The organism is Gordonia sp. 135 (genome assembly GCF_009720185.1).
Taxonomy (GTDB): Bacteria; Actinomycetota; Actinomycetes; order Mycobacteriales; family Mycobacteriaceae; genus Gordonia; species Gordonia alkanivorans.
Genome location: NZ_CP046257.1, coordinates 301,869 through 323,985, shown reverse-complemented (window position 1 = coordinate 323,985; position 22,117 = coordinate 301,869). Strand labels below are relative to the sequence as shown.

At 68.6% G+C, this 22,117-nt stretch carries 11 protein-coding genes; 8 read left to right on the top strand and 3 right to left on the bottom strand.

Going from position 1 to position 22,117, the window contains the following annotated elements:
- Window positions 1–32: 32 nt before the first annotated feature.
- Window positions 33–1,592: an HNH endonuclease signature motif containing protein gene (locus GKZ92_RS01350; protein WP_155224930.1), complete on the top strand. Its 1,560-nt coding sequence runs from the start codon at window positions 33–35 to the stop codon at window positions 1,590–1,592.
- Between the two features lie 30 nt (window positions 1,593–1,622).
- Here the strand turns inward: GKZ92_RS01350 and GKZ92_RS01345 are convergent, their stop codons facing one another.
- The 3 genes from GKZ92_RS01345 to aroQ all read right to left on the bottom strand — a co-directional run bounded on the left by GKZ92_RS01345 (window position 1,623) and on the right by aroQ (window position 2,973).
- Window positions 1,623–1,940: an ArsR/SmtB family transcription factor gene (locus GKZ92_RS01345; protein WP_035754271.1), complete on the bottom strand. Its 318-nt coding sequence runs from the start codon at window positions 1,938–1,940 to the stop codon at window positions 1,623–1,625.
- A complete protein-coding gene (locus GKZ92_RS01340) occupies window positions 1,933–2,415 on the bottom strand; it encodes an ATPase (protein ID WP_042377975.1) in 483 nt (160 codons plus the stop codon). Before GKZ92_RS01340 ends, GKZ92_RS01345 begins: the two co-directional genes overlap by 8 nt.
- An 87-nt stretch (window positions 2,416–2,502) precedes the next feature.
- Entirely contained in the window at window positions 2,503–2,973 is a 471-nt protein-coding gene (gene aroQ / locus GKZ92_RS01335; protein WP_006358789.1) for a type II 3-dehydroquinate dehydratase, read from the bottom strand.
- A gap of 68 nt (window positions 2,974–3,041) precedes the next feature.
- Between aroQ and GKZ92_RS01330 the strand changes: the two genes are divergently transcribed.
- From GKZ92_RS01330 to GKZ92_RS01300, 7 genes are all read left to right on the top strand, one after another.
- Complete coding sequence (locus tag GKZ92_RS01330; RefSeq protein ID WP_155224929.1) at window positions 3,042–6,389, top strand: arabinosyltransferase domain-containing protein; 3,348 nt, start codon at window positions 3,042–3,044, stop codon at window positions 6,387–6,389.
- Window positions 6,390–6,452: 63 nt separating this feature from the next.
- On the top strand, window positions 6,453–9,776 hold the full coding sequence (locus GKZ92_RS01325; RefSeq protein WP_373278713.1) for an arabinosyltransferase domain-containing protein: 3,324 nt from the start codon (window positions 6,453–6,455) through the stop codon (window positions 9,774–9,776).
- On the top strand, window positions 9,769–13,095 hold the full coding sequence (locus GKZ92_RS01320; RefSeq protein ID WP_155224928.1) for an arabinosyltransferase domain-containing protein: 3,327 nt from the start codon (window positions 9,769–9,771) through the stop codon (window positions 13,093–13,095). The genes GKZ92_RS01325 and GKZ92_RS01320 overlap by 8 nt, the downstream gene beginning before the upstream one ends.
- A 163-nt stretch (window positions 13,096–13,258) precedes the next feature.
- A complete protein-coding gene (locus tag GKZ92_RS01315; protein ID WP_006358793.1) occupies window positions 13,259–13,798 on the top strand; it encodes a Dps family protein in 540 nt (179 codons plus the stop codon).
- Window positions 13,799–14,067: 269 nt separating this feature from the next.
- Window positions 14,068–15,276 carry a DICT sensory domain-containing protein gene (locus GKZ92_RS01310; RefSeq protein WP_127961935.1) on the top strand — a complete coding sequence of 403 codons (1,209 nt, stop codon included), beginning with the start codon at window positions 14,068–14,070 and terminating at the stop codon, window positions 15,274–15,276.
- Between the two features lie 151 nt (window positions 15,277–15,427).
- A complete protein-coding gene (locus tag GKZ92_RS01305; protein WP_155225674.1) occupies window positions 15,428–18,685 on the top strand; it encodes an arabinosyltransferase domain-containing protein in 3,258 nt (1,085 codons plus the stop codon).
- The gene (locus GKZ92_RS01300) at window positions 18,678–22,043 is read left to right on the top strand and encodes an arabinosyltransferase domain-containing protein (protein ID WP_155224927.1); all 3,366 of its coding nucleotides are present in this window, start codon (window positions 18,678–18,680) and stop codon (window positions 22,041–22,043) included. The genes GKZ92_RS01305 and GKZ92_RS01300 overlap by 8 nt, the downstream gene beginning before the upstream one ends.
- Window positions 22,044–22,117: the final 74 nt, after the last annotated feature.

Sequence of the window (22,117 nt, the reverse complement as noted above, 5' to 3'; positions counted from 1 at the left end):
CCAGGTTGGGCTGTAGACGTTGTGGGGGCAGCGTGAGCAAGTGGATCGATCTTCCGGGCGGGTTCCTCGCCGGGGTCGATGCTGCCCACCCCGAATCATCCGACACCGCAACCCATATGGCGCGGCTGGGGGCGATCCGTCACGGCGAATCCTATCTGGCGTGGTGCCGGTATGAGTCGATCGTCACCGTCTACGACCAGCTCGTGGTCAACACTCAGGGCGGGTTCTTCATCGACCGCTACACCGAGATGGTGACCCGGGTCTGCCGTGAGGGCGCCATCACCCGCTACCAGGCTGATCAGTGGGTGGGTGAAGCGCTCGCCCTGCGTGACCGGTTACCGAAAGTGCTGACCACCCTGCGCGATGGCATCCTGTCGCGGCAGTTGATCCAGACGGTCATCTCCCGCACCGACCTCATTTCCGATGACGCGGTCATCGCGGACCTCGATACCGAGATCGAACGCATCGTGCGTAATCGCAAGGGCGCGTGGACCCCGCCGAAGCTGCGTGACATGGTCGATCGCCTCGTCTTTCGTCACGATCCTGACGCGGTACGGGAACGGCGCAAGGAGGCCCTTGACAAGCGCGGTATGTGGACCGAGAACTTCACCGACGGGACCGGTGAGATCACCGGCGTGATGGCCGCGGAGAACATTCGCATCGCCGCGAGAGCGGTGAAAGCGTTGGCCGACACCGTGTGTGCGCACGACGGCCGCAACCGTAACCAGCGCAACTCCGATGCCATGTTCGCGCTGTTGACCGGCACCATCTTCGATTGCCAATGCCAGCGAGAGGACTGTGACGCCGAGATCCCCGACCCCGCCGAGGTGGTCCGGTCGGTGAGCACCGAGGTCGTCATCCACGTGGTCACCGACGCCGCCGCTCTCGCCGGGGCACCCGGTATCGGTTGGGTCGACGGCCACGGGATCGTCTCCGACGAGCATGTGCGTGATCTCGCCGAACGGGTCGACGCGACCATCACACCCGTCACCCCGGTGCGCACACCACCGGCCCGCATCGTCGTCGAGGACGTCCCGTCGAACGACGTCGTGATCGTCTATCCCGGTGCGCAAGCCGCCGACCCGTACCGGCCCACCACCGCGTGTGCTGACTTCGTGCGGGTGCGTGATGGATATTGCACCGAACCCGGCTGCGCCCAGTCCGCTTTCGGTAGCGATCTGGACCACGTCGCCGAGTACGACCACACAAATCCCGCCCAGGGTGGGGCCACATCGAGTGAGAACCTCAATGCCAAGTGCCGGTTCGGGCACCTGCACAAGACGTTCGGCGACTGGATCGACGTCCAGTACCGCGACGACGACGGCCACCTGGTCACCGAGTACCGCACCCCGGAAGGCGTCGTCATCCCTGGTGACGCCGAGAACCTCGAGGACTCCTTCCCCAACCTGCGTCGTATCCGCTACGAACAGCCACCCCAGGCCCCACCGTCCCCACGGGTCATCACGGGGGACGACACCCCGCCCAGCAGCAACCGGCTCGCGCACAAGCACGCACGCCGGCGGGCCGAACGTGCCCGCAACCAGCGAGAACGTGAACGACGTGAACAGGCCGACGGTCCACCGCCGTTCTGAGAGGTCTCTCCACGAGCAACCTCTCGCGGATCAGTCGCGTTCGGCGGCCTTCTTGATACCCGCCAGTCGCCGATCCCATCCGCGCGCGACCGTGTCCAGATGTCGTGCGAGGCGCGAGAGCTCCGAACCGGCTGCCTCGTAACGTATTTCGCGGCCGGCACGGGTCGCTGTGACCAGGCCCGCATCGGTCAGTATCTTGAGATGTTTGGCGATCGCCTGACGGCTGATCGGCAACTCGGTGGCGAGGGTCGACGCCGACGCCGGTTCGGTTCCCAATCTGACGAGGATCTGCCAGCGACTCTCGTCGGCGAGAGCGCCGAAGATCTCGACCGGAGCAACCTCAGGCATCGGATCTGCTCGTCAGGTGGGTGCGTGCCAGTTCGAGCTCGAGCTTCCACCCTTCGGCGTTGCCGTCGAACCGGGCGCGTCGCTCCGCCTCCGAACCGGACAGCGAGGCGAATCCCGACTCGACGACCTTGAGGATCACCCCGGACTCGGAGTCGGCGATCCAGAACTCGACGAGCGTCGACTCCGAGTCGGGATCGGATGCGTCGGCGAGCCAACGGAAGGCGGCGTAGCGCGGCTCGTCGAGTTTCACGGTGCGAAAGACGAAGGCGCCGTGGACCGGATCGTGCACCGTCGACAGATCTCCGTCGCGGTCGATCCGGTGCTCGGTGATCACGCTGTCGTTGATGTACCAGCCGGGTTCGCTGACGAGCTGCCACACGCGCTCGGCGGTCGCCTCGATGAGGATCTCGCGTTCGATGCGATCGAGGTCGTCATAGATTGCCGTAGTTGTCGTTTCGGGATCGGTCGCACTCATGACGCCTCCTGGGTCACTTCGAATGATGCAACCCAATGGTTGCACCATTACCGGCAACTTGCAACCCCTGGGTTGCAGCAATCGGGCTCAGTCCACGATCTCCGCGAGTCGTCGGATCGCGAACTCGTAACCGCGGATGCCGTAACCCGCGATGACTCCGGCCGCGAGTGGTGAGACATAGGAGTGGTGCCGGAACGCCTCGCGCTTGTGCACATTGCTGATGTGCACCTCGAAGATCGGCACGCCGGGCACCACCAGGGCGTCGGCGAGGGCCACCGACGTGTGGGTCCACCCGCCGGGGTTGATGACGATGCCGCTGATCTTCCCGACCGACTCGTGAATCCAGTCGATCATCTGTCCCTCGTGATTGGTCTGCGCCGCACGCAGGCCGAAACCGAGTTCCGACGCGGTCCGCTCGGCGAGGTCGACGACATCGTCGAGCGTCTCGGAGCCGTAGATCGCCGGCTCACGGGTACCCAGGGTGTTCAGGTTCGGCCCGTTGAGCAGCAGGATCGGCAGCGGTTGCGCACCGGCCGTATCGGACGTGGAGTCGGACATGGGTTCACCATAGTCTCAGCCGCCTCGCCGACCGGGGCGAGACACCTCAGCGGCTACCATCTCTCTTTGTGCCAGCGCAGACCGTCCGACGAGCGAGGATCGTCGCCATCGTCACCGGCCTGCTCGGCTTTCTGCTCGCGCTCGCCACCCCGCTGATGCCGGTCGAGCAGAAGACCGCGGAGATCAACTGGCCCCAGAACGGACAGATCGGTTCCGTCGCCTCCCCGCTCATCGGCTACACCCCCGTCGACCTTGACGTCACCATCCCGTGCGCCGCGGTCGACGACCTGCCTCCCGGTGGTTCGGTGCTGCTGTCGACCACACCGAAGCAGGCGGAGAAGTCCGCCGAACGCGGCCTGTTCATCCGCAAGACGGGCGCCGCCGACGCCCCCGCCGACCGCCAGGGCGTCGAGGTGGTCATCCGCAACGTCCCGCTGATCTCCGCGAGCCTCCAGGACATGCGCACGCAGGACTGCCGCGAGATCGTCGTCCACGCCGATTCCGACGCGGTGACCGCCGAGTTCGTCGGCATGACCAACGACGCCGGCGACCCGCTCGAGGGCACCACCGAGGACAAAGAGGCCTTCAAGAACTCGCCTGACCAGCGACCGCAGGTCACCGGCCTCTTCACCGACCTGTCCGGACCCGCGGCCGCCATCGAGGGTCTCGACGCGCACGTCACGGTCGACTCCCGGTACAACACGGCCCCGACGATCTCGAAGTGGCTCGTCGTCATCGTCGGTGTCGCCTCGACGTTGCTCTCGCTGGCCGCACTCGCCGCTCTCGACGCGACCGACGGCCGCCGTCATCGACGCATCTTCCCGGCCCGCTGGTGGCGCCTCAACGCGCGCGACTATGTGGTGATCGGTGCGCTGATCCTCTGGCACATGATCGGCCCGAACACCTCCGACGACGGTTACCTGCTGACGATGTCGCGGGTCGCGCAGGACAGCGACTACACCGCCAACTACTTCCGCTGGTACGGCGCGCCGGAAGCGCCGTTCGGCTGGTACTACCAGGTCTTCGGACTGCTCAGCCATGTCTCGGTGGCCAGTCCGTGGATGCGGCTACCCGCGCTCGCCTGCGGGATCCTGGTGTGGCTCATCGTGAGTCACGAGGTGATCCCGCGGCTCGGCCGCGCCGCGATCGCCCGCCCGTATGTCGCGTGGACCGCGGCCTTCACCTTCCTCGCCTGCTGGTTCCCGTTCAACAACGGCCTGCGTCCCGAGCCGATCATCTGCCTCGGCGCCCTGCTCACCTGGTGTTCGGTGGAGCGCGCCATCGCGACCGGCCGACTGTTACCCGCCGCGGTGGCCTGCCTGGTCGGTGCCTTCAGCATCGCCGCCGGCCCCACCGGCCTGCTCGCAGTCGCGGCACTGATCGCCGGCGCACGTCCGATGATCATGGCGCTGATCAAACGTGCCCGGGTGATCACCGGTGACTCGACCTCGCCCCGCGCGCTGCGATGGTCGTTCGTCGCGCTGATCGCACCGATCCTGGCCGCCGGCAGCTTCGTCGTCTTCGTGGTGTTCTCGAACCTGACCCTGCGCACGTTCTCCGAGGCGTCGAGCATGAAGACCGCGCTCGGACCGTCGATGAACTGGTACAACGAGCTCGGTCGCTATTCGGCGCTGTTCGCCTTCTCCGCCGACGGCTCGATCGCTCGACGCTTCGCGGTCCTCGCGATGATCCTCGGTCTCGTGGTGTCCGCAGCGGTCCTGATCCGCAAGAACCGCATCCCCGGAACGGCCATCGGACCCACCAGGCGCATCGTCGCGATCACCTTCGCCTCGCTGGTGTTCCTCATGTTCACGCCGACCAAGTGGACCCACCACTTCGGCGTCTTCGCCGGTATCGCCGCCGCACTGGCAGCCATCGCCGCGATCGCCGCGAGCCAGCAGTCGATGCACTCACGACGCAACCGCACCCTGTTCTGCGCGCTCGTCCTGTTCATCGGCGGTCTGGCGTTCACCGCGCCGAACTCCTATTACTACTACTCCTCCTGGGGTATGCCCTGGGGCATCCAGCAGGTGACGATCGGCGGCGTGATGCTGGGCAGCGTCCTGCTGTACGCGTCGCTCGCGCTGCTGCTCGTCGCACTGTGGTTCCACTTCCGCGAACCGTTCACCGGCACCGATCCGCATCCCGCGGAACCCGTCGACACCTCCGACCGGCGGTGGTATCGGCGACTGTTCGCCTCGGTGGCGGCCGCCCCCCTCGCCTACCTCGCGATGGCGGTCGTCGTCTTCCAGATCATCACCGCGATCTTCGCCGGCATCCACCAGAGCTCGTCCTTCTCGGTACCGCGGTCCAACCTGGCCGCGGTCGCCGGAAAGCCGTGCGCGATGGCCGACAAGGTGTGGGTCGAGGCGGACCCGAACCGCGACATGCTGCGCCCGGTCGACTCCTCGCTCACCAATCCGCTCGCCGGGCCGCCGCCCGCCCCCGGCGCGTCGGCCACCACGTCCGGCTTCTCACCGAACGGGGTTCCGCTGGACCTGGCGTCGACCGCCAGCGAGGGCTCGCTTGGCGTGCTGTCCGGCAACGTCTGGGCCGACCCCAAGATCCTGAACTCCAACCCCGGCGGCACCGGCGGCGGCGAACTGCCCGAACCCGGCGTCAACGGCAGCACCGCGGCCCTGCCGTTCTTCCTCGACCCCGCGACGACGCCCGTGATGGGCAGCTACTCCAAGCTCGACCAGGTTCCGGCGCGCCTCACCTCCGGCTGGTACGCGCTCCCGAAGGACTGGCGTGACCGTCCGCTGCTGACGATGTCGGTGGCCGGTGAGTACGACAACCCGAACGTGATGCTCGAATACACCGCCGACCCGATCGGACCGGACACCGGGGACGCCGACCTGACCGCCGCCGGTGAGACCGAACTCATCGACCCCGGACCGCGCCCGGCCTGGCGCAACCTGCGGTACAACACCGATGAGCTGCCCGCCGACACCACTGCGGTCCGCATCGTGGCCACCGACGACAATCTCAACGAGGACCGCTTCATCGTGCTGACCCCGCCACGGGTTCCGCAGATGGACACCCTGCAGGACGTCGTCGGCAGCACCGACCCGGTACACGTCGACTGGACGTCGGGGCTCGGCTTCCCGTGCCAGCGACCGTTCACCCACGACGCGGGTATCGCCGAGATCCCGAAGTGGCGCATCAAGCCGGGAGCCGATCTCGCCGCAGCGGTGTCGGCGTGGCAGAACAGCTTCGGCGGTGGACCGCTCGGCTGGATCGAGGTCTCCCAGCAGGCGACCGCGCTGCCGACGTACCTGATGGCCGACATCGGTCGCGACTGGGGCGCGCTGGAGCGCTACGAGCCGTACGGCGGCGTGGACACCCTCGCCGACATCGACACTGGCACCCAGACCCGCAGCGGCCTCTGGAGCCCGGCGCCGATCCGACACTGAGGAGCGGCGCAGCTCAGGGTGGGCGCTAGGTGGGCGGGTGCCGGTCGCATACGATCAAGCACCGTGCCTGTGACAGCCCCGACGTCCCGTGTTTCCGCACGTACCGCCCGTCTGATCGCGATCGTCGCGGGTGTTCTCGGCGTCGTGCTGTGCGCTCTCACCCCGCTCCTGCCGGTGAAGGCCACCGACGCCGACATCACCTGGCCCGCAGGTCAGGAGCTCGCGGCGGAGACGTCATCGGTGATGGCGCCGCTCATCGCGCAGACCCCGCAGACACTCGACGCCCGCATCCCGTGTTCGACGCTTACCGGCGCTCGCAACGGCATCGTCCTCTCGACCATGCCGGTGAGCGCGCCGAAGTCGAAGGGCTCGTCGCTGTGGGTGACGAAGTCCGATCAGGCCGTCACCGTCACCTTCCGCAACAGCGTCGCGGCCACCGCGGCCCGCGCCGAACTCGACCGTTGCCGCGAGCTGCACATCTTCTCCGCCCCGAGCGGACCCGGCGCCCGGTTCGTCGGCCTCGGTGAATCGACGGTCCTGCCGCCGGAGAAGCGACCGCAGGTCGCCGGCATCTTCAGCGAGCTGAGTGCCGAGCAGGCCCGCGCCGCGGCCGACGCCGGGATGTCGGTCTCGATCGACATCGACAACCGGTACGAGTCCTCGCCGACGGTCCTGAAGATCATCGTGATGGTCCTCGCCGTGATCTCGGTGATCGTGGCCCTGGTCGCCCTGGCCCTTCTCGACCGCATCCAGGGCTACCACCGGCGGATCGGGGCCCGCACCCACGCCTGGTGGCACTCACTGAAGCCGCGCGCCGCCGACCTGGTCGTGACGACGATCCTGCTGATCTGGCTGTTCCTGGGTGCCGGGTCGCCCGACGACGGTTACGTCCTCAACATGGGCCGCACCGCCGACGGGTTCGGTTACCTGGCCAACTACTACCGCTACTACGGCATCCCCGAGGCGCCGTTCGACTGGTACTACAGCTTCCTCTCGATGTGGTCGTCGATTTCGCCGTCGATCCTGTGGATGCACATCCCGGCACTCGTCGCCGGCCTCGTGTCGTGGTTCGTGCTCAGCCGGGTGCTGCTGCCGCGTCTCGGCCCGGCGGTGCGTCGCAGCTCGTGGTCGACCTGGGCTGCCGCCCTAACCTTCACGGCGTTCTGGCTGCCGTTCTGCAGCGGCCTGCGCAGCGAGGGCATCATCGTCCTCGGCTCCCTGTTGACCTGGTGGGCAGCCGAATACGCCATCTCCACCCGACGCCTGCTGCCGGCGGCGCTGGCCGCGGCGCTCGCCGGGTTCACCCTCGCGCTCGCCCCGCACGGCGTCGTGGGTGTCGCGATCCTGCTCGTCGCCGCCCGCGCGTTGCTGCACATCCTGCTCCGACGACGCAGCGAGCTCGGCGGTTCGACGTGGACGTCGACCGCGGCGCTCGTCGCGCCGATCGTCGCCGCCGGGATGGTCGTACTGGTGATCGTGTTCCGGGACCAGACGCTCGCGACTGTGCTCGAGGCCATCAAGCTCCGCTACACCGTCGGCCCGGTGATCTCCTGGCACCAGGAGTTCTTGCGGTACTACTTCATCTCGGTCGTCACCGACGACGGCTCGCTGACCCGGCGGGTGCCACTGCTGCTGCTTCTCGCCGGTCTGTTCGTCGTGGTCGCGGTGATGCTGCGGCGCACCAGGATTCGCGGTGTCGACCCCGGCCCGGTGTGGCGTCTCGTCGGCGCCGTCGGCGTGACCCTGCTGCTGTTCGTGTTCACCCCGACCAAGTGGACGATCCAGTTCGGCGTGCTCGCCGGTCTCGCGGCGGCGATCGCCGCGGCCGCGACCCTCGCCGTCGCCCAGTCCGCAGCACGATCGGCACGCAACCTCACCGTCTTCGTGTCGGGTCTGCTGTTCGCGATGGCCGCGGCGATGGCCGGTTACAACTCCTGGCCGTTCGCCTACGAGTACGGCATCTCCTGGTTCGACCGGGCGCCCGTCATCGCCGGCTACGGGGCGTCGACGCTGTTCCTGATCCTCGCCGTCCTCGCCGCCGCCCTGGCGGTGTGGCAACATCTGCGACTCGACTACGTCACCAATCGCGGACTCGCTCACAGCGACACCGGCCCCGGCGAGACCCGCGCGGATCGTCGCCGCCTGTTCCTCGCGTCCTCGCCGATCGCGGTGATCGCCGGACTCCTCGTCGTCGTCGAGATGCTGCTGTTCGTCAAGGCCGCCGTCACCCGGTATCCGGCACCGACGGTGCTCACCGAGAACCTGAACACCCTGCGCGGCAACCCGTGCGGCCTCGCCGACGAGGTGCTCGTCGAAGTCGACCCGAACACCGGCATGCTCACCCCCGCCGGCGGTGCGTCGGCGACCGAGGCACTGCGCGGCGAGAACCCGGTGGGCTTCTCCCCCAACGGCATCCCCGGCGACCTGCAGCCCGAACCGGGAAGCCAGCGCCCGGGCCAGATGAACGTGTCGGCGAGCATGGCACGCCCGTTCGCCATCACCGGCGGACTCGGCTCCGGGACCACCGGCGGCCGCGGACCCGAAACCGTCAACGGGTCGAACGCCAAGCTCCCCTACGGACTCGACCCGGCCACCACGCCCGTGCTCGGCAGCTACGGATACAACGGCGAGGCGCGCCTGACGACGGGCTGGTACGACCTGCCCGCCGACCGTGCCGCGTCGCCGCTGCTCGTGTTCAGCACCGCGGGCGCCGTCTCGACCATCGACACCTTCGGGGTACGCAACTTCGGGCAGAAGATGGTCGTGCAGTTCGGCCGTCCCGGCCCCGACGGCTCGTTCCAGCAGGTCGGCCCGGACATCCTGCCCATCGACCCCGGACCGGTGATCCTCAACCGCCCGTGGCGCAACATGCGGGTGCCGATGGCGGCCGCACCGCCGGCCGCGACCGTGATGCGACTGTCGTTGCAGGACAACAACCTCGGCGACAAGCAGTTCATCGGGATCACCCCGCCGCGCGCGCCGCAGCTGCAGACCCTGCAGGAGGTCGTCGGGACGACGGCGCCGACCCTGATCGACTTCGGGGTGGCCTCGCACTTCCCGTGCCAGCAGCCGATGGGTGTCTCGCACGGCGTCGCCCAGGTCCCGCAGTGGCGGATCCTGGGTGACTACCCGCTGACCAACTCGCAGTCCAAGACCTGGCAGGCCGGGGTCGACGGCGGCCTGCTGGCCATCTCGGAGACGACGACCTCGGCCCAGGCCGTGTCGACCTACCTCAAGGACGACTGGGTCCGCGAATGGGGCGCCCTGGAGAAGCTGACGCCACTGGTACCCGACGCACCGAACGCACAGATCGACACCGCACAGACGACGCAATGGGGCTGGTCACGCGCCGGCTCGATCAGGGTGGAGCCCGAATCCGATGAGTGAACCCAACCCCACGAGCACGGCCCCGCAGGCCGACGAGCGGCCCGGACGCGACTATCGCACCGCGAAGATCGTCGCGGTCGTCACCGGCCTGCTGGGTTTCCTGCTCGCGATCGTCACGCCGATCCTGCCGGTGAACCAGACCACCGCCGAACTCGAATGGCCACAGGGCGATTCGGTCTCGGATGTGGCCGCACCACTGGTGGCCTTCGTCCCGATCGACATGGACATGTCCGTGCCGTGTTCGCTGGCCGCCCGCCTGCCCGCGCAAGGCGGTGTCCTCCTCTCGACGACGCCGGAGGGTGGACAGGACGACTCCGCTCGCGGCCTCTTCGTCCGCGCCACCGCCGACACGCTGACGATGATCGACCGCAACGTGGTGCTCCTCGACACCGACCGTGCGGCGGCGCAGGCCAACCCGAACTGCCGGATCGTGATGCACGCCGACGGTGAGGGCGTCGACGGCCGCTTCGAGGGCCTGCCCGCCCCGGACGCCGCCGATGGTGGTCTCAACGAGTTCGCCATCCCCGACCACGAGATGCGACCGCAGATCGTCGGCATCTACAGCGATCTGCCCGCCGACGTGTCCCGCGACGGGTTGTCGCTGCGCGCCACCATCGACACGCGCTACGTCACCTCGCCGACGCCGGTGAAGCTCGCGGCGATCGTGATCGGCATCGTGATGACGATCCTCTCGCTCATCGCTCTCGGTGTTCTCGACAGCCGGGACGGGCGGGCGCACAAGCGTTTCCTGCCGACCGGTTGGTGGACCATCCGCCGGCCGGACGTCGCGGTGTTCGCGATCCTGGCCTTCTGGTGGTTCGCCGGCGCCAACACCTCCGACGACGGCTACAACTTCACCGTCGGCCGCATCACCAGCGAGGCCGGATACGCGGACAACTACTTCCGCTACTTCGGTGTCCCGCAGGATCCCTTCGGCTGGCATTTCCAGGTCATCTCGGCGATGTCGCACATCAGCGTCGCCGCGCCGTTCATGCGCCTGCCCGCCTTCCTGCTCGGCCTTCTCGGCTGGTGGCTCATCAGCCGCGAGGTGATCCCTCGTCTGGGCCGCACCGTCCGCAACAGCACGCCCGCGGTCTGGTCGGCGGCGTTCGTCTTCCTCGCAATCTGGTTGCCGTTCAACAACGGACTGCGCCCGGAACCCGCGGAGGCCGTGGGCGCGCTGCTCACCTGGTGCTGCGTGGAACGGGCGATCGCGACGCGGCGCCTGCTGCCGTACGCGATCGCGGTGGTGACCGCGGCCTTCACCCTCGCCCTCGCCCCCGGCGGGTTGATGGCGGTCGCCGCGCTGCTCGCGGGCATCCGGCCGATCGTCAAGACGCTCGTGTCCCGGCGTCGCCGCGACGGGCTGCTGCCGATGCTCGCGCCGATCTTGGCCGCCGGTACCGCGGTGCTCTTCCAGATCTTCTTCGACCAGCCCCTGGCCCCGCTGATCGCGGGCAACAAGGTCGCCTCCGACGTGGGGCCGACCCTGGAGTGGTGGCAGGAACCGATCCGGTACTACTACCTGATCCTGCCGACCGCCGACGGCACCCTCGCGCGTCGTTTCGGCGTGCTGGCGATGATCCTCTGCCTGTTCGTCGTGCTCCTGCGCCTGCTCCGTCGCGAGCATCCCAACGGCGTTGCACGGGCCCCGATCTGGCGACTGATCGCGGTCACGCTCGGCACCATGTTCCTCATCGCGTTCACCCCGACCAAGTGGACCCACCACTTCGGCGTCTACGCCGGTATCGCCGCCGGTATCGCCGCCGCGGCGGGCGCGATGATGGCGCCGGCCGTCCTCCGGTCGCGTCGCAACCGCACCTTCTTCGCGGCCGCCGTCCTCGCGATCACCGGGATCTCCTTCGCCGGCACCAACGGCTGGTGGTTCGTCGGCAGCTACGGCGTGCCGTGGTGGGACCGCCCGCCGGCCGTCGGCGGGATCAACGTCGCGTGGTTCATCCTCCTCGCTGCGGTGGTCACCGCCCTGGCCGGTCTGTGGTTCCACTTCCGCGACGACTTCGTCGACGAGCAGACCCGGACCCTCGGTGGCGACCGGTGGTACTCGAAGCTCAAGTTCTCACCGCTGCCGGTGATCTCCGGCCTGATGGTGCTGTTCATGGTCGCCTCGTTCCTGAAGGGCGCCTACGAGCAACGGGACTCCTGGTCCTGGATGAAGTCCAATGCCCGTGCCCTGACCGGCAACTCGTGCGGTCTGGCCAATGATGTCCTCGTCGAGGCCGATCCGACCGCCGGCCTGCTCTCTCCGGCGGCAGTCAACGGACGTCCGGCACCCGCTGTCGCACAGGCACTCTCGGGTTCGGACTCGACCGGCTTCACGCCCAACGGCGTCCCCGACAAGCTGTCGGTGGACGCCACCGAGAGCGACACCTCGTCCACCACGACCGCCCAGAACACCGCGCAGACCGGCGCCGGTGCGGACGAGCCCGCCGACTCGTCGTCGGCGCAGGGTGGCACCGAGGGCGGACAGGGTGCGCGCGGGATCAACGGGTCGACGGTCCGTCTGCCGTTCGGGCTGAACCCAGCTGCGACACCGGTTCTCGGCAGCTACGGCTCGCCGTCGGGCTCCGCCTCCCTGACGACGGACTGGTACCAGCTTCCCGAACGTTCCGACGACGCCCCGCTGCTCACCATGGCGGTCGCCGGGTCGGTCGAGGCCGTCGACGGAATCGGCGTCGTCCACGCCGGCCAGAAGGTGATCGCGCAGTTCGGTCGTGTCGGCGCCGACGGCCGGGTGGTGCCGACGGGACAGATGTTCCCCATCGACATCGGTGAGGTCCCGACCTGGCGCAACCTGCGGTTCCCGCTGGCCGATTCGCCGGCACAGTCGACCGTGGTGCGCATCCTGGTCGAGGACACCGCAGCGGCGTCGTCGGAGTGGGTGGCCATCACCCCGCCGCGCGTCAGCAGGCTGGCGACCCTGGACGATGTCGTCGGCCGGACCGACCCGGTCTTCATCGACTGGCTGCCCGGTCTGGTCTTCCCGTGCCAGCAGCCGATGAAGGTCCGGCACGGTGTACTCGAGGTGCCGAAGTGGCGGATCATGCCCGACGCCGAGGCCACCCGGAAGAACAGCCAGACCTGGATGTCGGGCACCGCGGGCGGACCGTTGGGCATCACCGAGGCGATGCTGCGTCCGACGCTGCTACCGACGTACCTGCGCAACAACTGGGGCCGCGACTGGGGCGGCCTGCAGCGGTTCACCGAGATCATCCCGGCCCCGCCTGCCGAGATCGAACTCGGGGAGGCACGACGGTCGGGGCTGTACGACCCCGCCCCGATGCGTTCCAGCGGGTACTGAGGCTCTGACCTGGTCCGACGAGGGTGTCGCGGTGCTACCCGCAACACCCTCGTCGAAACCAGGCGACCTCCGTTCGTTACCGCACCGTGACCTCCAATCTCGGTTGCGTCACTCATCCCGCGCGACCCTCGATCCCGCCGTGACCGCGGCCTAGCGTCGTGTCATGAGTAAATTCACGGCACCAGGACTCAGCACGGAATCGGCCGATGAGGTGGCCGGGATTCTGCAGGAGCGCCTCAGCGCACTGAACGACCTGCATCTCACCCTCAAGCACATCCACTGGAACGTGGTCGGCGCGAACTTCATCGGGGTACACGAGATGATCGACCCGCAGGTCGAACTCGTCCGCGGCTACGCCGACACCGTCGCGGAGCGCATCGCGACCCTGGGTTCGTCGCCCAAGGGCACGGCCAAGGCGATCGAGACCGACCGCTCGTGGAGCGATTACTCCATCGGTCGCGACACTGCACAGGCACACCTCGGAGCCCTCGACCTCGTCTACGAGGGCTTCATCACCTCGCACCGGGACGCGATCGAGAAGATCGGTGAGATCGACCCGATCACCGAGGACGTCCTGATCGGGCAGACCGCTGAACTCGAGAAGTTCCAGTGGTTCGTCCGCGCCCATCTCGAGAGCTACACGGGCGAGCTGAGTCACGCCGGCGCCAGCAGCGAGAAGGAAGCCGCCGATGCCGCACGCTGACCGCTAGACCGGGTGCGGGGCCATCGCCCGGTCCCGCACCGAAACCGCGGTCGCGACCGCCCCCACCACCAGCTCGCGGCCGCGGTTTCCCCCCTCTTGACCCGAACACGTTGCGAGAGTTGATCTCTCGATGTGGTACGGGTGTTGTCGCACGTCCAACCGTCGACGCACTGTTACTCTGGGCACAGGCTTAGGCCGTGAACAGGATGTGAAGACAATTGCGTCCGCCGGATCGATCGGGGCGCCCTCGCTCTGACGGGGAGGTACGTGTGGCTGAAACACGATCATTCACGCTGTTCGACGATCTGGAGCTCCACATGCAGTTCGCGCCGGTGTGCCGGCTGTCGGACGGAGCGTTGGCTGCCGTCGAACTACAGCTCCGTGGACCCGCCGGAACCCGCCTCGCCACCGCCGCCGCCCTCAAGCGGGCCGCACGGCTCGTCGAAGAGCACCCGGTGCTGGACGAGCGTAAGCGGAAGATGGCCGCCAGCCCGCGCGCGCAGTCGCTGGCCAAAATCCTTCCGCTCCTGGTCAACCTCGATCTGGAACTGATCGACAATCTCGACGAGGAGACCACTCACACGCTCGAGCGCCACGTCATGGTGATCCTGCCCGACTCCGTCGAACGCAGTCCCCAGCGCACGCTGGCCCGGGTCGCGCAGGCCCGCGCCGCGGGCAAGATCATCTGTGTCGACGGCCTGGTCCGCAGCGAACACGCCGCCACCCTGCTGTCGCTCGTCGAACCGGACATCATCGTGACCGGTGCCGAGCTCCTCGCCAAGCAGGCCACCGCCGATGCCGCACAGCTCGCCCACGCCCTTGCCGCGCACACCGAACGCAGTCATGCCGTGGTGATCGCCGAGGGCGTCGACGACGAGTCGTCCCGGGTGACCGCCCAGACGATGGGCGCGGCCTTCGGTATCGGCGATCTGTACCCGCCGGTGTCCGACCCGTCGACTCTGGCGACGCGGACCATCGTCCCGCTGCCCGACATGCCGGTGTGGACGACCCCGGACTCGGAGAAGTCGACCCCGTATCGCATCGCATCGACCTCCATCGAGCCGCGCATGGGCAACAAGCGCCTGCTCATCGAGATGAGCAAGGCCTTGGAACACCAGGCCGCGATCGGGGGCGCCGCCATCGTGCTGGGCACCTTCCAGTTCGCCGAGCACTTCACTCCCCGCACCGCCAAGCGGTGGCGGGAGATGTCGACCCAGACCGGCCTGGCCGGCGTCTACGGCGTCGGGCTCCCCGATGTGCGGGACGGCAACGTGCACCGGGCGCCCCTCGATCCCGAGGACGACCTGATCAACGAGTGGAACGTCGCGGTCCTCGGCCCGCACTTCGCCGCACTGCTCTCCGCGCGCGACCAGCACGACGCCGGCCCCGACCTGGAGCGCACCTTCGAGTTCGTCCAGACCTATGACCGGATGACCGTCACGCAGGCCGTTCACTCGATCCTGGCCAGGTTCGCCTGAGTTCCCGACGGGAGCCTCGATTTGGGATTGTCACAGCATCGCTGACTACGATGCGCCTGTGCCGAAGTCGCCTGGAGTGTCCGAATCAGACGAGCCCACCGTCGGCGCCGACACCCCCGTAGCGCAGTCTTCCGATCGTTCCTCGCGGCCCGTGGCGATCGTGGCCGCGGTGGCCGGACTGGTCGCCCTCGCCGCCGGTGTGCTGACCCCGTTCCTGCCGGTCACCACGTCGACGGCGTCGATCACGTGGCCGCAGAGCCAAGAGCTGGGCGCGGAGTCGGCGTCGGTCACCGCACCGCTGGTCGCGCAGACCGCACGCGATGTGCAGATCACCATCCCGTGCCGGGTGCTGGCGGCCACGCCGGGCGATGCGACCACGACGGTGCTGTCGTCGATGCCGGCGAGCGCCACGAAGGCGAGTGAGAACGGTCTCTTCGTGGTGGCCGACGCCGCGAATGTGACGGTGTCGGTCCGCAACAAGGCCCTGGCCTCGGTACCGCGTTCCGCTCTGGCGGGGTGCGACGACCTACGCATCTTCTCCGACGCCACCACGACCGGCGCCCAGTTCGTCGGCGTGCCCCCGGGTGCGGCGAGCGCCGGTGGCGGCGATGTGGGCCTGGCCGAGCCGTCGTCGAATCCGCAGATCGCGGGTGTGTTCACCGGCCTGACCACCGAGCAGGTCCGGGCGTCGGGCATCGACGTGCGGATCGAGATCGACGACCGCTTCGACTCCTCGCCGTCGGTGATCAAGTGGCTGGTCATGATCATCGGCGTCGTCGCGGCGATCGTCGCGCTGATCGCGGTGGGCCGACTCGACCGCATCCACGGCTACCACCGCCGGGTGGGCGGCAGGCTCCGCTGGGGAAAGGTGCTGCGGCCGACGCCGACCGACATCGGCGTCACCCTGACGCTCGTCGTGTGGCACTTCCTGGGTGCCGGGTCGCCGGATGACGGCTACATCCTCAACATGGGCCGCAACGCCGCGGACGCGGGCTACCTGGCCGACTACTACCGCTTCTACGGCATCCCCGAGGCGCCGTTCGACTGGTACTACAACTTCCTCGCCTACTGGTCGACGATCTCGACCACCGGCCTGTGGATGCGTCTGCCCTCGTTGATCGCCGGCCTTGCCGCCTGGTTCATCCTCAGCCGGGTGCTGCTGCCGCGTCTCGGCGGCGCCGTCCGCCGGTCCCAGTGGGCGATGCTGACCGGTGCAGCGGTGTTCCTGGCGTTCTGGCTGCCGATGTGTTCGGGTCTGCGCAGTGAGGGCATCATCGTGCTCGGCACGCTCCTCACCTGGTGGGCGGTCGAGGTCACGGTCTCGACGCGCCGGATGCTCCCCGCAGCACTCGCCGCGCTCACCGCGCTGCTGACGCTCGCACTGGCCCCGCACGGCCTGGTCGCGCTGGCTCTGCTGATCGCCAGCGCCCGGCCGTTGCTGCGCATCCTTGTCCGCCGCCGTCGTGAAGACGGTCTGCTGCCGCTCCTCGCACCTGTCCTCGGTGCGGGTGCGCTCGTCGTCATCGTCGTCTTCCGCGACCAGACGCTGGCGACGGTCTTCGAGGCGATCCGCATCCGCTACTCGGTCGGACCGACGCTGGCCTGGTACCAGGAGCTGCTGCGCTACTACTTCCTGGCCGTGAACCACACCGACGGTGCACTCGCACGACGCATCCCGGTGCTGCTGTTCGCCGTGTCGATGTTCCTCGTACTCGCGATCATGTTGCGTCGCAAGCGGATCGACGGAGTCGACCCCGGGGCCGTGTGGCGCGTCCTGGGCGCATCGTTGCTGACGATCCTGCTGCTGTCGTTCACGCCGACCAAGTGGACGATCCAGTTCGGCATCTTCGCCGGCCTCGGCGCGGCGCTGGCCGCCGTCGCCTGTGTCGCGATCGGCCAGGCGGCGAGCCGAACGCTGCGCAACCTGTCGATCCTGATCGCCGGCCTGCTCGTGGCGTGTGCCGCCGCCGCGGCCGGCAAGAACGCGTGGCCGTGGCCGTACAACTTCGGCATCGCCTGGTTCGACAAGGCACCGGTCATCGCCGGGATGCAGGTGTCCACGGTGCTGCTCGCGCTGGCCGTCGTCGCGCTAGTGTTCGCCGTCTGGCAGCACCTGCGCATGGACTACGTCGACGAGACCGGCCTGGCCCACGATCAGGGCGCCGCTCCGGCCGGTTGGCGCATCGGTGTCGCCTCGGCACCGATCGCGGTGATCGCCGTCCTCATCGTCGTCTGCGAGCTCGCGGTCTTCGCCAAGGCCGCGGTCAGCCGGTCCGACACGTTCACCGTGCTGTCGGCCAACCTCGACTCCCTGCGCGGCAACACGTGCGCCATGGCCGACGCGGTGCTCGTCGAGCCGGACCCCAACAAGGGCACACTCGCCCCCGCTGACGGCGGATCGGCGTCGAAGACCCTGGAGGGCGACTCGCACGGCTTCAGCCCCAACGGCGTGAAGCCCGACCTGACACCGCAGGCCGGTGCCCAGAAGCCCGGCGCGATGAACACCTCCGCGGACCTCTCCAAGACCTTCATCGTCTACGGCTCCAACCCCGGCACCGCGGGCGGCGTGGGCCCGCGCGGGGTCAACGGCAGCACCGCCGCACTCCCGTACGGCCTCGACCCGGCCACCACGCCGGTCATGGGCAGCCACGAGACCAGTGACGGACAGGCCACGCTGACCACCGGGTGGTATCGCCTCCCGGATCGCGACGCCTCGCCGCTGATCGTCGTCACCGCCGCGGGTGCCGTGTTCACCTACGACCGCGACGGTGTCCCGATCTTCGGGCAGACGCTGCAGGTCGAGTTCGGCCGCGAGGTCGACGGCGAGTTCGTCGAGGTCGGCGCACCCGCGGTCCCGATCGACGCCGAGCGGTCGAACCGGCCGTGGCGCAATCTCCGCATCCCGATGGACCGCGTGCCCGCCGATGCCACGGTGATGCGCCTCGTCGCCAAGGACAACAACCTCGACGCCGACCAGTGGCTCGCGATCACGCCGCCGCGTGCTCCGGTCCTGGAGACCCTGCAGCAGGTGGTCGGTTCGACCGATCCGGTTCTCATCGACTTCGCCGCCGGCGCCTGGTTCCCGTGCCAGCGGCCGATGACCGCCCACGAGGGCGTCTTCGACGTCCCCGACTGGCGAATCCTGCCGGAATCCTGGATCGCCAACTCGCAATCCAAGACCTGGATGGCCGCCGAGGACGGCGGCCTGCTGACGACCGTCGAGGCACTGACCCGGCCGTCGACGGTGGCGACGTATCTCGACAACGACTGGTATCGCGAGTGGGGCAACCTGCAGCGACTCAACCCGCTGGTGCCGCAGGCGCGGCCGGCGGACGTGACAACCGGGTCGGCGACCACATGGGGATGGTCACGACCCGGCCCGATCAGGGTGGTGCCCGAAGATGACTGACCGCGTTGACGCTCCCATCGAAGCGGAGCACGACGACTCGCCGCCGGCGAAACGGGAGCAGAGTTTCTCCGAACGCGATGCGGGCAAGGCGCGCATCGTCGCCATGGCGGCGGGCGCGCTCGGCATCCTGCTGGCGCTGCTGAGCCCGTTCCTGCCGGTCGACTACACGAAGTCCGAACTCGTCTGGCCGCAGCAGGGTTCGGTCGCCAACGTCGCCGCACCGAACGTGTCGTTCGTGCCGGTGTCGATGGAGGTCTCCGTCCCGTGTGCGCTGGGTGCGTCGCTCCCGCGCACCGGCGGCGTCCTGCTGTCCACGGTGCCCGAGGGCGGTGCGGAGGCCGGGAAGGTCGGCCTGTTCATCCGGGCCACCGCCGACTCCCTGCAGGTCGTCCAGCGAAACGTGGTGCTGCTCAACACTCCTCGCACGGCCGCCCAGAACGCCCCGGACTGCCGCATCGTCGTCGACGCGGACACCGACGGCAGCCGCGGCTCGATCCAGGGCGTGCCCGAGACCGCGGGTGCGATCCACGAGTTCGATCTCCAGGACCCGAACGCGCGTCCGCAGATCATCGGCGTCTACTCGGGACTGCCGTCGACCGTGTCCACCGAGGGACTGTCCTTCCGGTCGACCATCGACACCCGATTCGTCTCCACCCCCACGAGTCTCAAGTTCTGGCTGCTGGTGCTGGGCGTGGCGGCGACCATTCTGTCGCTGGCCGCCCTGGCGGTTCTCGACGCCCGTGACGCCCGCGGGCACCACAAGATCTTCCCGGCCGGCTGGTGGCGGGTCCGCCCGGTCGACGGATTCGTCGCACTCGTCTTGGGAATCTGGCTGTTCGTCGGCGGCAACACCGCCGACGACGGATATCAGGTGACGGTGGGCCGGATCGCCCGCGAGGCCGGCTATCTCGACAACTACTACCGCTACTTCGGCGTGCCGCAGGATCCGTTCGGCTGGCACTACCAGTACCTGTCGGTGTGGATGGACGTCAGCACGGCCACCCCGTGGCTCCGCCTGCTGCCGTTCATCTTCGCGATGACGTCGTGGTGGCTGATCTCCCGTGCCGCGATCCCCCGCCTGGGTCGTGCGGTCCGCGAGTCGACGCCCGCGATCTGGGCCGCCGCCCTGGTCTTCCTCGCCGTGTGGATGCCGTACAACAACGGTCTGCGCGTCGAACCGCTGATCGCACTCGGAACCCTGTTCACGTGGGTCTGCGTCGAACGGGCCATCGCCACCGGGCGGTTCTTCCCGCTGACGGTCGCCATCATCTCGGCGGCGTTCACGCTGACCATCCACCCCACCGGGGTCATCGCGGCGATCGCGCTCATCGCCGGTATCCGGCCGCTGCTCAAGCGGTTCATGGTGCGCCGCAAGCGCGATGGCGTCCTTCCGCTGCTGCTGCCGATCCTGGCCGCGGGTCTGGCGGTGATGTTCGAGATCTTCGCCGACCAGCCGCTCGCCCCGATCCTGGAAGCGGTGTCGGTCAACGGTCAGGTCGGTCCCACCAACAAGTGGTGGGAAGAACCGATGCGCTACTACATGCTGATGAACCCGACCGCGGACGGCGGCATCTCCCGACGCTTCGGTGTCCTGATCGTGTTCACGTGCTTCGTCCTCGTGGTGATCATGCTGCTCAACCGGCGGCGTCTGCCCGGCATCGCGACGGCACCGACGTGGCGTCTGCTGGCCATGGTCGCGGGTTCGGTTGTGCTGATGGCGTTCCTGCCCACCAAGTGGACCCACCAGATGGGTGTGTACGCGGCGATCGGCGGTGCGCTCGCCGCGGTGGCGACCGCGTGTGCGGACCGGACGATCATGCGGCGCCGCCGGAATCGCACGCTGTTCGCGGCCGCCTGCGCCTACGTCCTCGCCCTGGCGTTCTCCGGACGCAACCAGTGGTGGTACGTCGGCAGCTACGGAATCCCTTGGCGCGACGCCGTTCCCGATGTCAAGGGCATCCCGCTGTGGACCGGCATCCTCGCCGTTGCGGTCGCACTGACACTGCTGGGCCTCTGGCAGCACTTCCGCGACGACTACGTCGACGAGGCGGTCCGTGCGGGCTCGTCGACGTCGCTGTTCTCACGCCTGCGGAGTCCGTCGATCATCATCGTGTCGGCGATCATGCTGGTGTTCACCCTGGTCTCGTTCGCGAAAGCAGACTGGACGCAGCGCAATTCGTGGTCGTGGCTCAGCTCGAACGTGAACGCGCTCAAGGGCGAACCGTGCGCGCTCGCCGACGCCGTGCTCGTGGAGAGCGACCCGACCGCCGGACTCCTCGCCCCGGCACGCGTTGCCGGACAGAACAATCCGTCGCCGGGTGCGGCCCTCGCGGGCGTGGGCATGGTGGGCTTCGATCCCAACGGCGTCGCGTCGGATCTCTCTGAGGACACCGAGGAGGAGTCCGACGACTCCGCGGGCACCTCGACCGCCGAGGTCGATCGCACGCAGACCGATCCGACCGAGGACGGCAGCAGCTCTGACGACACCACCACGTCGTCGACCGACACCAGCGGCGGTCGTACCGCGCAGGCGGGCGTCAACGGCTCGACGGTGAAGCTGCCGTTCGGACTGTCACCGTCCAAGACCCCGGTGTTGGGCACCTACAACTCCCCCACCGGGACCGGGAACCTCACCTCCGACTGGTACCAGCTGCCCGAGGGGCGTTCCGACGCCCAGCCGCTGGTGACCATGTCCGTGGCCGGTTATGTCGAGTACATCGACGATCTCGCGGTCGTCCGGCCGGGCCAGAAGGTGCGGTTGCAGTTCGGCCGCGTCGCACCGGACGGCACGGTGGCCCCCGCCGGTCAGATGATGCCGCTCGACATCGGTGGCGCACCCGAGTGGCGCAACCTGCGTTTCCCGCTGGATCAGGCACCTCCGGGCGCCTCCGTGGTCCGCGTGCTCGCCGAGGACACCTCTCCGCTGCGCGATCAGTGGCTCGCGGTCACCCCGCCGCGGGTGTCGTCGATGGAGACGCTCAACAAGCTCGTGGGCAGCGAGGATCCCGTCCTCATCGACTGGGAGGCCGGACTCGCGTTCCCGTGCCAGCGACCCGCTCAGGTCAAGTACGGCGTCCTCGAGACGCCGGTCTGGCGGATCTCCCCCGACCGCGAGGGCGAGCGGGTGAACTCGCAGCGCTGGATGGCCGGCGACGCCGGTGGTCCGTTGGGCATCATCGAGAACGAGGTGCGCGGCCGCGTCTACCCGTCGTACCTGCGCAACGACTGGGCGAAGGACTGGGGCTCGCTCCAGGGCCTCACCCCGATCCTGCCGCAGACCGACGCGGAGCTGATCATCACCACCGAGACCCACAACGGCCTCTGGACACCGGGGCCGATGCGGGCGATCGGCAACTGACACCCTCCGCAAACCCTCCCTTTTTCCGTAAACCCGCCACCTCGTGAAGGGGTGGGCCTACGGAAAAGGGGTGG

Bases quoted from the DNA above. Each gene is read 5' to 3' on its own strand.
- GKZ92_RS01345 (WP_035754271.1), bottom strand. From the start codon at position 1,940: ATGCCTGAGGTTGCTCCGGTCGAGATCTTCGGCGCTCTCGCCGACGAG.
- GKZ92_RS01340 (WP_042377975.1), bottom strand. From the start codon at position 2,415: ATGAGTGCGACCGATCCCGAAACGACAACTACGGCAATCTATGACGAC.
- aroQ (WP_006358789.1), bottom strand. From the start codon at position 2,973: ATGTCCGACTCCACGTCCGATACGGCCGGTGCGCAACCGCTGCCGATC.
- GKZ92_RS01320 (WP_155224928.1), top strand. From the start codon at position 9,769: ATGAGTGAACCCAACCCCACGAGCACGGCCCCGCAGGCCGACGAGCGG.
- GKZ92_RS01315 (WP_006358793.1), top strand. From the start codon at position 13,259: ATGAGTAAATTCACGGCACCAGGACTCAGCACGGAATCGGCCGATGAG.
- GKZ92_RS01300 (WP_155224927.1), top strand. From the start codon at position 18,678: ATGACTGACCGCGTTGACGCTCCCATCGAAGCGGAGCACGACGACTCG.